The 14,348-nt window shown below is 64.6% G+C and carries 13 protein-coding genes and 5 pseudogenes; 8 read left to right on the top strand and 10 right to left on the bottom strand.

The annotated features are described in order from the left end of the window. Window positions 1–55 precede the first annotated feature (55 nt). Window positions 56–445: a hypothetical protein gene (locus ACPEE0_RS09060; RefSeq protein WP_354176001.1), complete on the top strand. Its 390-nt coding sequence runs from the start codon at window positions 56–58 to the stop codon at window positions 443–445. A 63-nt stretch (window positions 446–508) separates the two neighbouring features. Here ACPEE0_RS09060 and ACPEE0_RS09055 read toward each other — a convergent pair whose 3' ends face one another. Beyond that, the gene (locus ACPEE0_RS09055; RefSeq protein ID WP_133347260.1) at window positions 509–829 is read right to left on the bottom strand and encodes a chorismate mutase; all 321 of its coding nucleotides are present in this window, start codon (window positions 827–829) and stop codon (window positions 509–511) included. Window positions 830–848: 19 nt separating this feature from the next. Here ACPEE0_RS09055 and ACPEE0_RS09050 point away from each other — a divergent pair, with 19 nt between their 5' ends. After that, on the top strand, window positions 849–1,271 hold the full coding sequence (locus ACPEE0_RS09050; RefSeq protein WP_424574388.1) for a VOC family protein: 423 nt from the start codon (window positions 849–851) through the stop codon (window positions 1,269–1,271). A 25-nt stretch (window positions 1,272–1,296) separates the two neighbouring features. On the opposite strand, the pseudogene ACPEE0_RS09045 reads toward ACPEE0_RS09050, so the two are convergent. Beyond that, window positions 1,297–1,740, bottom strand: a pseudogene (locus ACPEE0_RS09045) (SOS response-associated peptidase); the annotation flags it as partial. A gap of 180 nt (window positions 1,741–1,920) precedes the next feature. Between ACPEE0_RS09045 and ACPEE0_RS09040 the strand changes: the two are divergent. From ACPEE0_RS09040 to ACPEE0_RS09025, 4 genes are all read left to right on the top strand, one after another. After that, a complete protein-coding gene (locus ACPEE0_RS09040) occupies window positions 1,921–3,099 on the top strand; it encodes a tyrosine-type recombinase/integrase (protein WP_424574387.1) in 1,179 nt (392 codons plus the stop codon). Next, window positions 3,086–5,218, top strand: a complete 2,133-nt coding sequence (locus tag ACPEE0_RS09035) for a tyrosine-type recombinase/integrase (protein WP_424574386.1) — start codon at window positions 3,086–3,088, stop codon at window positions 5,216–5,218. The genes ACPEE0_RS09040 and ACPEE0_RS09035 overlap by 14 nt, the downstream gene beginning before the upstream one ends. After that, on the top strand, window positions 5,215–5,631 hold the full coding sequence (locus tag ACPEE0_RS09030; protein WP_139029345.1) for a DUF6262 family protein: 417 nt from the start codon (window positions 5,215–5,217) through the stop codon (window positions 5,629–5,631). Before ACPEE0_RS09035 ends, ACPEE0_RS09030 begins: the two co-directional genes overlap by 4 nt. 88 nt (window positions 5,632–5,719) lie before the next feature. Then, window positions 5,720–6,439, top strand: coding sequence for an SOS response-associated peptidase (locus ACPEE0_RS09025; RefSeq protein WP_424574385.1), 720 nt, complete (start codon window positions 5,720–5,722; stop codon window positions 6,437–6,439). A gap of 181 nt (window positions 6,440–6,620) precedes the next feature. Here ACPEE0_RS09025 and ACPEE0_RS09020 read toward each other — a convergent pair whose 3' ends face one another. The 3 genes and pseudogenes from ACPEE0_RS09020 to ACPEE0_RS09010 all read right to left on the bottom strand — a co-directional run. Next, window positions 6,621–7,040: a HEAT repeat domain-containing protein gene (locus tag ACPEE0_RS09020; RefSeq protein ID WP_139029343.1), complete on the bottom strand. Its 420-nt coding sequence runs from the start codon at window positions 7,038–7,040 to the stop codon at window positions 6,621–6,623. 81 nt (window positions 7,041–7,121) lie between these two features. Next, window positions 7,122–7,457 carry a hypothetical protein gene (locus ACPEE0_RS09015; protein WP_424574384.1) on the bottom strand — a complete coding sequence of 112 codons (336 nt, stop codon included), beginning with the start codon at window positions 7,455–7,457 and terminating at the stop codon, window positions 7,122–7,124. Window positions 7,458–8,231: 774 nt separating this feature from the next. Then, a pseudogene (locus ACPEE0_RS09010) lies at window positions 8,232–8,536 on the bottom strand (SOS response-associated peptidase family protein); the annotation flags it as partial. Window positions 8,537–8,684: 148 nt separating this feature from the next. On the opposite strand from ACPEE0_RS09010, the gene ACPEE0_RS09005 reads away from it, so the two are divergent. Continuing rightward, window positions 8,685–8,942 carry a mycoredoxin gene (locus ACPEE0_RS09005; RefSeq protein WP_009357459.1) on the top strand — a complete coding sequence of 86 codons (258 nt, stop codon included), beginning with the start codon at window positions 8,685–8,687 and terminating at the stop codon, window positions 8,940–8,942. 34 nt (window positions 8,943–8,976) lie between these two features. Here the strand turns inward: ACPEE0_RS09005 and ACPEE0_RS09000 are convergent. From ACPEE0_RS09000 to ACPEE0_RS08985, 4 genes and pseudogenes are all read right to left on the bottom strand, one after another. Then, window positions 8,977–9,747: pseudogene (locus ACPEE0_RS09000) on the bottom strand (lipoate--protein ligase family protein). Between the two features lie 68 nt (window positions 9,748–9,815). Then, window positions 9,816–11,528 carry an ABC1 kinase family protein gene (locus tag ACPEE0_RS08995; protein ID WP_424574383.1) on the bottom strand — a complete coding sequence of 571 codons (1,713 nt, stop codon included), beginning with the start codon at window positions 11,526–11,528 and terminating at the stop codon, window positions 9,816–9,818. A gap of 5 nt (window positions 11,529–11,533) precedes the next feature. Beyond that, the gene (locus ACPEE0_RS08990) at window positions 11,534–12,079 is read right to left on the bottom strand and encodes a PadR family transcriptional regulator (RefSeq protein WP_009357461.1); all 546 of its coding nucleotides are present in this window, start codon (window positions 12,077–12,079) and stop codon (window positions 11,534–11,536) included. Between the two features lie 85 nt (window positions 12,080–12,164). Further along, window positions 12,165–12,967, bottom strand: a pseudogene (locus tag ACPEE0_RS08985) (thioesterase family protein). Between the two features lie 175 nt (window positions 12,968–13,142). Here ACPEE0_RS08985 and ACPEE0_RS08980 point away from each other — a divergent pair. Continuing rightward, window positions 13,143–13,819 (top strand): annotated as a pseudogene (locus tag ACPEE0_RS08980) (endonuclease/exonuclease/phosphatase family protein). Here the strand turns inward: ACPEE0_RS08980 and ACPEE0_RS08975 are convergent. Next, the gene (locus ACPEE0_RS08975; protein ID WP_424574382.1) at window positions 13,816–14,346 is read right to left on the bottom strand and encodes an NUDIX domain-containing protein; all 531 of its coding nucleotides are present in this window, start codon (window positions 14,344–14,346) and stop codon (window positions 13,816–13,818) included. The pseudogene ACPEE0_RS08980 and the gene ACPEE0_RS08975 sit on opposite strands and share 4 nt — an antisense overlap. Window positions 14,347–14,348: the final 2 nt, after the last annotated feature.

Below are 14,348 nucleotides of genomic sequence, written 5' to 3'. Positions count from 1 at the left end.
GCCGTTACCGGACAAGGGGGTGGACTGAGCGTAAAGCAGGGAGCAGGATGGAGCCATGGATACCCAAGACGCACTCCTCAAGCAGGCAAGCCTCAAAGCACAGGACTCCACCCTCGTGGCCACCTTCGATATCGACGGCACTATTCCCGGATCCGGCGCATATGTGGTGGGACTGGTCGGTGCCACCCCGGATTATTCGTCGCAGCGGCGGCTGTGCATCGAGTTCATGAACGGGGAGGCCATTGCCTTCTACTCGTTCAACCGCGAACAGGGGGTCGAGGAGAACTACGACCTGTCCGGCGTAACCCACTCCGACAGCACCATCACCGGGCATTTCCCCAAGGCCGCCATCAATGGACTCGGCCAGGGGCATGTCATCTCCGCCTTCAGCGAGGCGGACGGCCGGGAGTTCCAGCACGGCGTCCCGGTAGAGGAAGCCCTGTAGGCTTCCTCTTTTTGTTGCCCGGGGTTTTTCTTGCCCGGACTTTTCTTGCCCTGGCGCGGGCGGTCAGCTGGATTCTTTGTGGACCCGCATCTCAAGCTCAATGAAGCCGGAGATCATGGCCCGGTACGTGGATTCCACGATGTCCGGGTCAATGTCCTTCTTCTCAGCCGCCGAGCGGACGTGTTCGATGATCCGTTCCACGCGGTCGGGCGCACGGACCTCCGCGTCGTCGCCCTTCAGGGTGCCGGCGATGCGGATCAGCCGTTCGCGGCGGGCGATGAGGGTGACAATCTGGTCATCCACCTCATCCACAGCAACCCGGACGGCAGCGAGCTGTTCCTTATCGGCCAAAGCGTCCCGATCGTTTCCTTGAATAGTTGCCATCGTCTGACAGTATCGAAGCATGCAGCCAAGAGTCGACTTCATTTCATTGGGCGTCCGCAGCGTTCCAGCGTCCAGGGCGTTCTACGTGGATGGCCTGGGCTGGCCGGTCCACAAGGAGGTTCCCGGGGACGTGGTGTTCATCCAGGTCAACCATGGCCTGGTGCTCTCACTCTGGGACGCGGGCCAGATGCAGGCGGAAGCCGGCGTCAGCGCCCCCGGCCCGGTCCCCTGCATCACCCTGAGCCATAACCTTGGCAGCACGGAGGAAGTGGACCAGGTGATGGCCGAGGCGGCAGCAGCGGGCGCCGCCGTCGTCGCCGAACCGGTGACCCAGCCGTGGGGCGGCTACAGCGGCTATTTTGCCGACCCGGACGGATTCCGCTGGGAAGTGGCGTACAACCCCACCTGGGCAGTGGACGACGCCGGCACAGTCACCGTTTGACCGGTCCCCCGGCAGGGCGGGCCTGCTAGAACAGTGCCTCCACGGGCCGGATCAGATCCGGGCCGTTGTTGCGCACGTTGCCCACTTCCTTGCCCACGGACTCCACGCGCCAGTCCGCAGCAACATCCTTGACGCCGGACCGCACCAGATCCACCAGCCCGGCCGCATCATCAGCTTCCGGGTCCAGCCAGGCCTGCATGGTGGCCTTGTCCATGGGCAGCGGAACCCGGTCGTGCAGCGCAGTCAGCTTCCCGAACACTGTCGACTCTGATCCCGGCGGCGGTGTGTCAGTTGTCAGGATGGAAGTGGAAAGCATCCACTGCCCCGGCTCGCCGGCCGGCACGGCGGGATCCCGCCACCATTCGTAGAGGCCTGCGAAGACCAGCCCCCGGTTTTCCCCGGGATGCACGTAGTAGGGCTGCTTCGCCTTCCCCGGGCCCTGCTTCCATTCGTAGTAGCCGTCCGCCGGGTTATCCGGTACTCCCAGGTCCCCGTCTTTTACGTCTTCAACAGTCAGAATTTGCCCTCTGGAAAGTGTTGAAGTCGGCATTACCCGGTACCCGTCTTTGACGCTGCGGCCATCTTTCGTGTCGTTGCGTGGCGGGCGAGCCGGCCGGGTGGACTATGGGCATGGCAAAGGAGCCGAGCGATGAGGGTGCAAAGCATACGGTTGGAGGGCGAGGAGCCCACTTGGACTGTCCTGGGCGCTGACCTGCTGCCAGCCAGGGAGATCGAGTCGTATCTTGAGTTCTTGCGTCAGACGGGCGCGTCTCCGAACACAGTGAAGGCTTACGCGCGGGGGTTGGCGTTGTGGTGGGAGTTCCTCGAGCTTCGCGGCCGGAGCTGGGACGTTTTCGGTGTTGAGGATTTTACTGGGTTCCTCGGCTGGATGCGGTCGGGGCTTCCGCCGGGAGTTGAATCCCTGGCCTCTGTGCCGGCGCGGATCGCGGAGGCAACGGCGGCCCAAAGGCTGCAGGCGGTTCGCTCGTTCTATGTGTTTCAGCAGTGGCACGGCATCGAGGGAATTCCGCCGCTGTTCCTGGGTCGGAAATCTAGTTCGTCGTACCTGCCGTTCCTGACTCACATCCGACGCGGTTCTCGTGCGGCGTCGGTGTCTGTGAAGGTCCACCGGCGACGGCGTGCGGCACCGACCTTGACGCCCGCCCAGATCGATTCCATCAAACAAGCCTGCGCGCACTGGGACCCCCGCACGCGCTCGTGGTCGGGGTCGATCAGGGACCGCCTGTTCTTCGCCTTGCTTGAGGAGACAGGCCTGCGGCTTGGCGAGGCGCTGTCGTTGCAGCACCGCGACTGGCATTCTGGCGGCGGCGAGAATCCGTACATCGAGGTCGTCCCACGGCCCCATCCCCACGGGGCGCGGGTGAAGGGCGGAAATTACCGCAAACTCTACATTTCTGACGAGCTGGACCGCCTCTACGCCGAGTACGTCTGGCACCTCTGCGAGGCGGGCCTGGACCTGGTGGTGGAGGACATCGACGCGTCATACGTCTTCGTGAACGTCGCCGGCGGAGAGCGCTTCGCCCCGATCCGCCCAGAGACGATTTACAAGCTGATCACCCGGATAAAGCGCGTACTTGGCGACAATGTGCCGGCGCGTTGGTCCCCGCACTGGTTCCGTCACACGCATGCCACGGCCCTGCTTCTCTCTGGCCGACCGATTCATGTGGTCAGTCGGCGACTCGGTCACGCCGATGTCCAGACGACCCTGAACACCTACGCCTGGGTGACTGAGGACGAAGAGCTACGGGCACTGGCCGATTGGGCCGCCGTGACAAAACAGTGGAGGGACGGGCATGCGGACATCTGACGCAGAAATGGTCGGGATCCTGAGTGCCAGCGGAGCGCCAGGCTTCACTGCGGCACGGAACGAGGAACTGCTCAGCGCAGTCCCCGAGGACCTTCGGCTGCTGCACTACACGCGCGACTCGATCCCTGCCGAGCATCTGAGCTCATTCGGTTTTTACCATGACAAGATCGGCAACATTCACCTCGACGGCCTGACCACGACCATGCAGAACGAACTGATGTTCGCGATCTGGCGCATCGTCGAGCTCGGCGGCCGAGTGCCCTGCGCGCCGCTGGGATTACTCCTTCGGGAGCTCGCCGCGACATCGAAACGGCTGCAGCGCGCCGGCCAGCCGTTCGAGAGCCTGATGGACTACACGCCGGCCGGATGGCGCACTGAACTGGCTACGACCTGGGTCAGACGCACCAAGCAGCTGCCCAATCCGAACACCCTGCGCACATTCCTCTCACCGCTGGACCGCGTCAGCAAGCTTCTCTGGTTCGCCTACGACACAAGGCCATGGTGGCAACGAGAGATCTGGGACCTGACCATGGACCAGCGGATCCCCCGGCGCCCCCAAGAGATGCTCTCGCAGGTCGCGGTCCACTGGCACAGACTTCAACCCACATGGCTCCGTCAGGGCGCGATGTTCTACGTCAAGACGCAACTCGAGGCGGGCCAGCTGACCTGGGCAAGCGTGCACGGCCGGCATAACGCGCTCCTTCCCTTCGGAGAATTTGCTGCAGCCCGAAATCTCCCCGGTCCGCGACTCACGCCGGACCCCGCCCGGCTGCGCCCGTTGATGCTGGAGTTCCTGAGCGAAACCCGTCAGACGAAAACACGCCACGGGAAGAACACCGGCAAACCGCGCTCGATCGGGAGCGTTGCGCAGATTACCGCGGCAGTCCGGGGCCTCTACGCATTCATGAACGATTTCGGACCCGAGGCTGCGGCCGCGGTCGGTGATGAGCGGTGGACCGGTATTGGTCCTGAGTATCTGAGGTTCTGGCGGCCAGGAGACATTCCGCGGGTTCACAAGAACCGCTACGACGAACGGCACCTGTTTACCGACACAGTCATGTCGGCGCTGGCGTCACACGCTCACCTGCTTGGCGTCCCTCGCCCGCTCGGTGGATTAGGGGACGAGCAGGGGATGCGGATTCTGCTGCTGATGATGGCTACCGGACGTCGGATCAATGAGATATGCATGCTGGACCTGGATCCGATCATCCCGGTCGAGGGCCCCACCCCTGAAGGCGGGAAGATCGCGAAGCTGCGCTACCAGCAGACGAAAATCGTGGACGCGCCGGACACGATCTTCGTCGACCAGGAAGTCACCGCCATCATTGCAGAGCAGCGCCGCTGGCTCACCGAAAACTTCGAAGCCGGGGTGACACCGAAGTACTTGTTTGTGAAGGCTCAGGGCAACCTTCGCGGCCAGCACCCCTACAAGGACGGACGTTTCCGACAACAACTGCATCACCTCGTTGCCCTCGCAGGGTTGACTGAAGCCGATGGGACACCGCTGGACCTGGGCAAAACGCACCGGTTCCGGCACACGAAAGCGACAAGCCTGATCAACGCAGGCGTACCCCTGCACGTCGTCCAGCGCTACATGGGCCACCTGAGCCCCGAAATGACGATGCACTACGCGCAGACCCTCGACGCGACAGCGAAGGCCGAGTTCCTCCGCTACCGCAAGATCACAACCTCGGGCTCCGCATCAGCGATCGAAGGCGAGGACCTCTATGAGCTGACGGCGCTGGACTCACGCACCGACCGCGTGCTGCCAAACGGCTGGTGCACACTGCCCCCGGCCAAGAGCTGCGACAAAGGCAACGCCTGCCTCACCTGCAACCTGTTCGTCACCGACGAACGATTCCTTGGCGTCCACGAAGGCGAGGCAGTCGCTCTCGACCAGCTCATCGACAACCGGCAGGCTGCGCACCAGCAACGCACAGGACAACCGATGAGCGAAAACCACGTATGGCTCACCCTCCGCCGCCGCGAGCAGCGCGCACTCAAGACCATCGTTGAAACGCTCACTACACAAACGGATAATGCTCACGAGCCAATCCGCGGTGCAGGAGAGCAAACCCGAATCAACGCCGACCGACACGATCCGCAGGAGTCGCAATGACCCGCGGCAACCCGGAACTACTCGCCCAAGCCGCGTCACGAAAGCGCCAAGCAGCACGGGACCGCGCTGACGCCGGCATACGCGCGCTACTGAAAGCCGGTACACCCATCACCTTTGAGGCGGTCGCGACGGCGGGCCACGTTTCCAAGGACTTTCTCTACCGCACGCCTGATCTGCGTAACCGCATCCAAGACCTTCGCAGCCGCACTGCCGGCATGCGGGCGGCAGTGCCGCCCAGCGAGCCCGCCGCGGCAACCTCCACAAGCAACATCGTCCGCACACTCACCATCGCCCTCCGAGACGAACGGGCCCGGCATCGGGCGGAGATCTCCGGACTCAAGGCGGCTCTGGAAGCCGCCCATGGCGAACTTCTCCGGCTGCGGCGCCACCCCGGTTTGCCCAAGGCCGATTAGCCAACGGATCCCCGTTCCATCAATGAACGGACGACGTCTGCTGCGAGGGGACAGGATCGGCCGACTGGCAGCGGGGCATAATGGCCCTATGTGCGGCAGATACGTCATGAGCAGAGCTGTCGGTGATCTCCTCGCGGCTTTCGACGTCGAGGAATCCTACGTCGATGAGCTCCAGCCTTCCTACAACGTCGCCCCCACCGACACGGTCCCCCTGATTTTGGACCGGAGTTCGGGAGACGGGGCACCAGTGACACGAAAGTTAGTCACCGCCCGCTGGGGCCTTGTTCCGTCCTGGGCCAAGGACCCTAAGGGCGGCGCGAGACTCATCAACGCCAGAATGGAAACCGTCACCGAAAAACCCTCCTTCAGGAAAGCTGCATCCGCAAGACGGGGATTACTCGTAGGCGACGGATACTTCGAGTGGGAGAAAACCCCTGAGGGCGGGAAGATCCCGACATACCTCTACGGGCAGGACAATCAGATTCTTGCCTTCGCCGCCCTCTTTGAAAACTGGCCCGATCCTTCCCTGCCCAACGACCACCCGGACAAATGGCTGCGGACAGCCACGATCATCACCACTAATGCCTCCGATGCCCTCGGCCACATCCACGACCGCACCCCGCTGATCGTGCCTCCGGAGATGTATTCGGACTGGCTCGACCCGGACACGACCTCCGAGGCAGACGTCCGGGCCTTGCTGGATTCCATGCCCGAACCGCACCTGGTCCCACGTGTGGTCAGCGACCGTGTCAACAACGTCCGGAATGACGGGCCAGATCTCATAGAACCGGCCGTCGCCGAAAGCTGACACCCCATTTTGCGGGCCCCGCAGCAGCTTGTTACGGCGGTTCCTATTCCGATTGGGGAACGGTCAGGGGGACACAGCTGGGCATTTCGCGCCCATCGTGCAAGGCTGCAGTATCGGGACTCAATATGAGGTTAGATGCGATAGAGCGAAGTGCCACCGATGCGCCTTTGCACCAGTCAACTCAGGCCTCGCCTTGGGTGTCCGGCCTCGACGCGAGAGCCTCTTCAGCCGCCTCCCTCACGACCCACGACTCATCCTCCAGCATCGCTTTGAGCATCTCCGGGCTTGCGCGGTGGTGGCGGGCAACCCTGGCCCGCACGCCGTCATCAACGTCCGAAGCAAGCCTCTGCAGGAGCCCGGTGCCGATCTTCCGTTTGATGGCCACTCCCCGGCGAACTCTCGGCTCCGGGTCTGAGGCGAGCACTTCAAGAACCTCAAGCGGAACACTCTTGTTGTAAGCCACCCACTCCCGCATCTCTGGGTACATTTCGATGACATCGAGCCACACCGCGACGTCCGCCGCCTCATAGCTGGCCCGCTTCTGCTCCGCGGGATCATCACTCGTCCGCAAAGTCAAAAACTCCTCTGCCGAGATAATCAATGCAAATCCTTCCGCGGGGTGAGGAGTCTCGTGGAAACCGTGCGTACTTTGCGCGGCAGTGGTCCCCGTCAAGAAATTCTCTCATTCGCCCCAATTGATCGCTGTCAGATGGGTCCGGCCGGCATCTGTGGCTGCAACGTAGACGAAGGGACCATGTGCACCCGGCTCGGGGTCAGCCCACTGCGGCCCAGGCGCAAGGAGGACATCCACAAGGTCTGGTGCCACTGGATCGGGGTTTGAACTGAACAGCGGTCCGCCGATATAGATCTCGACGAGCCCGTCGATCACGAGTTGGGTAAGGGCTTCGCTCGCTAGTTCTCTCCCGTTTCGGTCGTTACCCGAGAACTCCAGCGCCATATCCCAGAGGCCAGTGAAGTCCTCAGCCGCGAGCACGAGGAGCCTCGTCGCGTTGTCCATCAGTGGCCTCCAAGTGCAGGTTGCCGAGAAGCGAAATCCGCTACCCCGTGGAAGGCAAGATAACGCTCAATGATGTCACCCACCAACCCTGAGTGGGCAGTTCGTAGAGTGTGTATGCTGTGCGAGGGGTTTTTTGTGACCGGGGGACTTTTTCGTCGGCCTTGGCCGCCAGGGCCATCGAATTAGCTGCGGTCTCCGTTCGCTCCATTGCATTTTTTCGGCCGCAGCGCCGCTCGGTGGATTATGCCTTCAACGAGGTCAGAGGGACGATCCGATATTCCAAGGCGACAGCATTCGTGGCACGTTTGGCACAGTGAATACGCCGTTTCCTGGGATCCAAACCGCAAAGCCTCGTTTTCTCGATAGCTCCACCACTCTGGCCCTTGGTGTCCGGTGGGCAAGCAGTAGTAAAGAATCTCGCCATCGTTCTTGCGAACGACGATGCCCCACTGTTGCTGTTTCAGCTTTTTCCGCTTGCCCATCTTGCCCCTTCGTCTGGTCCCAATTATCGATCACCAAGCGCCCGTCGCTGGCCGCAAGGGGTCTCCCATATAGACGTCCACAAGCGTCCCCGCAAGGCGGTCGTCTGCCGGACGGACGCCGGTTTTGCCTGCGACGTTGTAGCCCCGGTCCGAAGAGCGTCCCGTAGTGTCAGTCCAGTGATCTGTCCGGTGAGGGGGTCCATATCGTCAGCGGAGGTCGGTGGATTAAAGACGCGTCTTCAACAGTTCCAACGCTTACCCGCCGGGGACGACACACAGACAACTACAGATAAGCCGGGACTGCACAGCGGCGCGACTGGACGGCCTTCCGGAACGCGGGCTTCTCCAGCACGGATTCGCTCCTGGCATTGATCATCCGCGAGCCGATTCCCGGGTCTTTCGCCACGAAGGGACAAGGCCCCAGCGGGCCACATGCAGCTGCCGGACCTGCCTGCGCTCCGGCCCGTCATCCACCAGCCGTTCCAGGACAATGGGGACGTCGTCGGTGGGCGCCACATTCCACGACGGCGGAATGCTCACCTCATCCTCCAGCTCGGCGTCGAATTCCGCCAGGAGGTCCCCCACGGCGCGTGCCATCACATAGCGTCCACACATGGCTCCAGCATGCCATCGGCGACATCTGCTGTCATCCGGGCCGTCCGGCAGCTGCGGACGCACGGGAATAGGCGCAGGCACGCTACCGTTGACAGGAACGGAACCCTACATCGACACAGAGGAGACCCCTGTGGATTTCACTCCCGAATCCGGCACCATCACCATGTTCTCCACCACCTGGTGCGGCTACTGCAACCGGCTGAAGAAGCAGCTGGATGCGCAGGGCATCGGCTACACGGAGATCAACATCGAGGAAGTGGATGGCACCGCCGAACTCGTGGAGCAGCTGAACGGCGGCAACCGCACCGTTCCCACGGTCCTGTTCCCGGACGGTTCGGCGGCAACCAACCCGTCGGCAGCCGAGGTCAAGGCGCGCCTGGCGGCATAGGCACGGCCGGCCGCACACACATTTTCGATGCGGGTCATGCCCCCAGGCTGCTGAAGGAAGCAGACTCCAGGGCGGCATGGCCCGCATACGTTTGCAGCAGCGCGTCCTCAACGGCCTGGACGGTGGTACCGGGCACCAGATCTTCGACGGCGCCCGCTGTGGCCGGATCCCGCTCAAGCCCCAGGGCCGCGTAACTGTCCGTCAGGACTTTCCGGATCGGGCGGAGTTTTCCACCACGATTACCGAGCTGAACAGCCAGCCGCCCGCCACGACCCGCTGGGCGGTGCCCACGAGCTTGATCCGGTGGGAGGAATCGGCCGGGTATGACCCGTGGACGCTGAACTCGCCCGGGCAGTATTTCCCCGGAATTCCCCCACGGCGGCGTGGACACCGACGGACTGCAGGGCCTGGGCGAACAATTCCCGAAGTACCCGAAGCGGGTTTTGGAGCCGGCAATCGCATCGGCATCCGGCTCGATGTGGTCCACCACCAGGGTGCCCTGATGGTAGGCGGCTGCGCGTCCGCCGGCCCGGCGGACCAGCGGTTCAAAGCCGTTGTCACGGCAGGCACGGGCCGCTGCTTCGAACCCCGGCAGGCGGGTGTCCCGCTGGCCGAACGCCACGGTGGGGGCGGGACGGTAGAGCCGAAGGGTGGGGCCGATCTGTCCCGACCTGGCCTTTGCCAGGAGCTCCAGCCCGAATTCCAGGTCCCGCCCCGCTCCTAGCGAAACTTCCTGCCGCACCACAGTCAGTGTGCGCGTTTCCTGAACGGGGTGGTGCATGGTGCCGGGCTCCCTTATGGTCATTCCGCAGTTCCTGTTGGACTGCCGGCGGACAGGCCAACCCTAGGTTACGCCGTCGCCTGCCACATTGTTCACAGCCCGCGGCGGCCGGCCCACAGGCCGGCCAGCAGCGGGACCGCCGAGGCAAGCATCAGGGCATTCCCCAGCCAGGCATCGTCAGTACGGACCACGGCGCCCGCAACCAGCAGGGCGGCAAACACGAGGACCGAGGCCGTCCGCCGGGCCGTACGCTCCAGCCGGGCAACCTGGCGTTCAAGGCGGGGGTTGGCAACGGAGAGGCTCCCCTCTTCGGCCCGGGTCAGGAAACCGTCCAGCCGCCCGGGCAGCCGAAGTACCAGGCCGGCGGCGTCCAGCGCCTGCCGGGCAGCGTCCTGCACCAGGTTGCCGCGCTCGTCCCGCAGCAAGCGTGCGGCATAGGGTTCCACCGAGTCCCACAGATTGAACTTCGGATCCAGGGAACTGCACACCCCCGAGGTCAGTGACATGGCGCGGATGATCAGCAGGAAGTTCTCGGGCAGCTGGAACGGCAGCGACCGGACGAGGTCGCCGAACTCCACTGCAAAGTCACGGAATTCACGGGGATCCACTTCCCGGAGCTCGGCGAATCCCATGCCCCCGAACCTGGCGAAGAGTTGCGTCATGGCCCTCTCCAGCTCCACCGTGTCGGCCGCCGGTATCAGGACGCCCACGTCCCTGATGGCCGCCACCAGTCCCTTGCCGTCACGCGCTGCGGCGGCGATCAGGAGCTTGCGCAGGCCGCTGCGGGTGGAAGCCGTGACCTCGCCCATCATGCCGAAATCGATGAACGTCAGTTTCCACGGTTTTTCACCGCTGCCGCCATGCACGGGGGTGACGAATATGTTTCCCGGATGCGGGTCGGCGTGGAAGAAGCCGTTGGTGAACAGCTGGTCGAACATGACCGCGGCGAAGACCGGAGCCACTTCCGCCGGATCGATCCCGGCCGCCCGGAGCGCAGCGACGTCGGTGACCTTGATGGCCGTGACGTCCTCCAGGGTGAGGACACGGCGGGTGCTGTGTTCCCAGACGGGCTGGGGCACCTGGACGCGGGCGTCGCCGTCGAAATCAGACGCGAACCGCTCCGAATTGGCGGCCTCGTGAAGATAGTCGATCTCCTCGTGGCTGGTCTGCGCGAATTCCTCCACCAGGGCCGGGACGTCCGCCCGGTCCGAAATGAGGCGGAAGCGGCTGAGCCACCCGCCCACCCTGCGCAGCGCGGCAAGGTCGACGGCGACAATCACGTCGATGCCCGGACGCTGCACCTTCACCACCACGTCCTTCAGCCCGGCCTCCTCGGCGAACTCCGGAAGGAGCCGTGCGCGGTGCGCCTGGCCCAGTGATGCTGCCGCAATCGGAGTCTCCTCGAACACGGCGAATACCCGCTCCAGCGGGCAGCCGAGTTCGGATTCAGCAAGCGTGCGCAGGGCGGGGAACGGAACCGGCGGGACCTCGTCCTGCAGGCCCTCGAGCTCGTCGGTGATTTCCGGGGGCAGCACGTCCAGCCGGGACGACAGGAACTGGCCCACCTTGATCATCAGGCCGCCGAGGTCCACCGCGAGCAGGTGGAAGCGGCGGGCAAAACGCTGCATCCGCCGGGAGCGGGTCCGCTCCGCGGCCCGCGCCATCCCGATCCGGGGCAGGAAGAGCTCGAACCACCAGATCGACGCCAGGTTCCACGCGGCGAACCGGAGGATCCGCCGGTACCGGGCACGGGTGCTTCCCGCGCCGGGTACAGGGTTGAGCAGGTCGCGGCGGAGCGGGGGCACCTGCGTCAGTCCTGGGCGAGGATGGAGTACATCCGGCGCCGTGCCTCGTCCAGTACGGCCACGGCCTGTTTCACCTGTTCCGGTGATCCTGTCCGCCCCACCTGCGCGGCCGCCTGGGCGAGCTCAACGCCTGCCCGGGGCAGGGAGGCGAAACCCGCCCCGGCGGCAGGCCCGCCGGCGCTCCACGGCTCCGACAGGTGGTCGCGGGCCACCTCTTCCCGGCCGGCTTCCGTGAGGGTGTAGATTTTCCGGCCGTTCGATTCCTCGGCCCTGATCACGCCCTCGTCGGCCAGCAGCTGGAGTGTGGGGTACACGGAGCCTGCGCTCGGCTTCCAGTTGCCGCCGCTGCGCTCCTCGATTTCGCGGATGATCTGGTAGCCGTGCATGGGACGCTCTGCGAGCAGGGCCAGCACCGCCGCGCGTACCTCGCCCTTGCCGGCACGGGTGCCGGCGCGTTTTTCGAACCGTGAGCGCAGTTCCTCCACGGCCTGCCACAGCCCGTCGATATTGCTGCTGCCGCCGAATCCGTAAGCCGGGAACGATCCATTCATGCTGGTCTCCTCTGGAGCATGCGAACGATATACAACGATACTTAACGATACGTCCGGGGCCTCCTAAAGGACCATCATCAGCAGGTCACGTCCGGCGCAGCGTCAGGATCTGTTCGGCGCGCCCGAACGGGCCCTGCCGGTCATGCAGGACCGTGGACGTCAAACCGATCCCGTCCCGGCCGAAGGACACCGCGTTGTCCAGCCCCAGCCACTCGCCTTCGGGCCGCCGGTACATGTGGATCTGCAGGTCCAGGTTGGGAAAGGCGAAGCTGTCCTTGCCCGGCGGAACCCGGGCAGCGATGCCGTTGGCGGTGTCCACCAGGCCCATCAGGCGGGCCAGGTCGCTGCTGTCCTCCCGGTCCGTGAGCGGGTGGTCGGTGCGGAGCCACACTTTGCCGGCGCCCGGCCGGTGCCCTTCGGCAACACGCATTTCCAGGGACCTGATGTAGCCGCCTGGCCAGACGGCCGAACCGTCGTAGGGCTTGCAGTCGTCCGGACCCGGGATGGCGGAATCCTCGACGGCGGCGACTTCAGCAGTGTCGCTGGTGATCATCCGCCAGGCTGTTGCCCGGATTGCTGTCCGCCCCGCAGCCACCAACTCCGCCTGCAGCAGTTCGATGGTCTTCCCCGGCCTCAGCGTGGAGGTCTCGATCTGGAATTCCCGCCCGGGATCAGGCCCAGGATCTCGTAGCTGAGCCGGGCCATCCGCATGTCCGCCCGCGGCTGGTGGCGTTCAAGGGCTTCGGCCAGGAGCCCGGAGGCGGGCGCCATGTGCTGTTCGTGGGCGTTCCATGCCCCCTGCGCATGGATGGTGGATCGGAAGTGGCCGCCGCCCAGGACCTGGTAATAGGCGTTGCCTTCGGCAAGCCCGGGGAACTCGTCAGTCAACGCTGGCCTTTCGCAAAGAACTTCAGTGAATTGCCACTAACTCTAACGGCTGGCGCAACACCGCAGCAGCGGTCCGGCGCGAAATGCTGTGCCGGCGAAATGATTGAGTCTGGATGAAGCCAGCGGACTAGACTCAGGAACTGGTCCTGTCAGCGACCTCGAAACGAGGTATTCCATGCGCGTCATCAGCTACAACCTCCGCAAACACAAGGCCAGCGGCGAGCTTCTCGCCCTGGCCAGGAACCATGACGTCGATGCCCTCTGCCTCCAGGAGGTGGATGCCAGCGACCTCCCTGAAACCCTGGGCCCGCTCCACCTGGCGCACGTCACCAAGGGAAACCGGCTGGGCCTTGCCGTCTACTACCGCACCAGCCGCTTCACCGCACTGGACACCCAATCCTTTGCCCTGAAGAAGTCGATGCATGACAGGGTCCTGGCCCCGGCGCACGAACGGCTGATCGGCGTGCGGGTGATGGACAACGACACCCAGCACGAACTGGTCATCGGCTCGTTCCACGCCGCGCCGCTCACCGCCTCCAACTCGCTCCGGCGCAAGCAGATCCACGCCGCCCATGCCGAACTCCTCAGCATGGGCAGGGGCCTGATGACGCTGATGGTGGGTGACTTCAACTACCCGTTCTTCACGAAGAACCTGGACATCCACATGAAGAACTCCGGGTATGCCCTCTCCCTCAGCAACCGGCGCACCTACACCCGGTACAAGGTCTTCAAGGGCCACTTCGACTTTGCCACATCCCTGGCCTGGACATCCAGAGCGTGGAGACGCTGCCGCGCGGCAACTCGGACCACCTGCCCATCCTGGTCACGGCGGAATACGGTCCGGACTACTAGGAAGCGCCGCCGCGATCGGGGCCGGCGGCAGCGAGCCGCCGCCTCAGGCCGGGCCAGGCGGCCGCGAAACCGGGATGCAGTTCCTTCTGCTCCACCGCATCGAGCGGGATCCACAGCAATTCGATGCTCTCGGGATCGCTGATGACCGGGTCGAAGGGCTCGCGCACCAGCACCACCACCGTGGTGTAGGACCAGTAGCCCAGGTCCAGGACGGAGGTGAACAGCACGTCCACACCCTCCGGCGGGACCGCCGCCTCTTCCCAGGCCTCCCGGAGCGCGCCGGCCACGGGCTCCTCGCCCTGGTGGAGGGCACCGCCCGGGAGCCCCCACGTTCCGCCGTTATGGCTCCAGACCGCCCGGTGCTGCAGCAGCACACCCTTCGCCGGATCGTAGGCCAACACGCCGGCAGCGCCGAACCGGCCCCAGAAGCGCCCGCGGTCCCCTTCCACCCAGGCGTCGCCCGGATCCCGGGGACCGGTGCGGACGGGCGGGGTGGCGGACGCTGCGGAAGCCAGAGAATGATCCATCA

Source organism: Arthrobacter sp. SD76 (assembly GCF_049726125.1).
GTDB classification, from domain to species: Bacteria; Actinomycetota; Actinomycetes; order Actinomycetales; family Micrococcaceae; genus Arthrobacter; species Arthrobacter nitrophenolicus.
The sequence above is the reverse complement of the archived record's forward strand: the minus strand, read 5'-3'. Positions and strand labels throughout refer to the sequence as shown.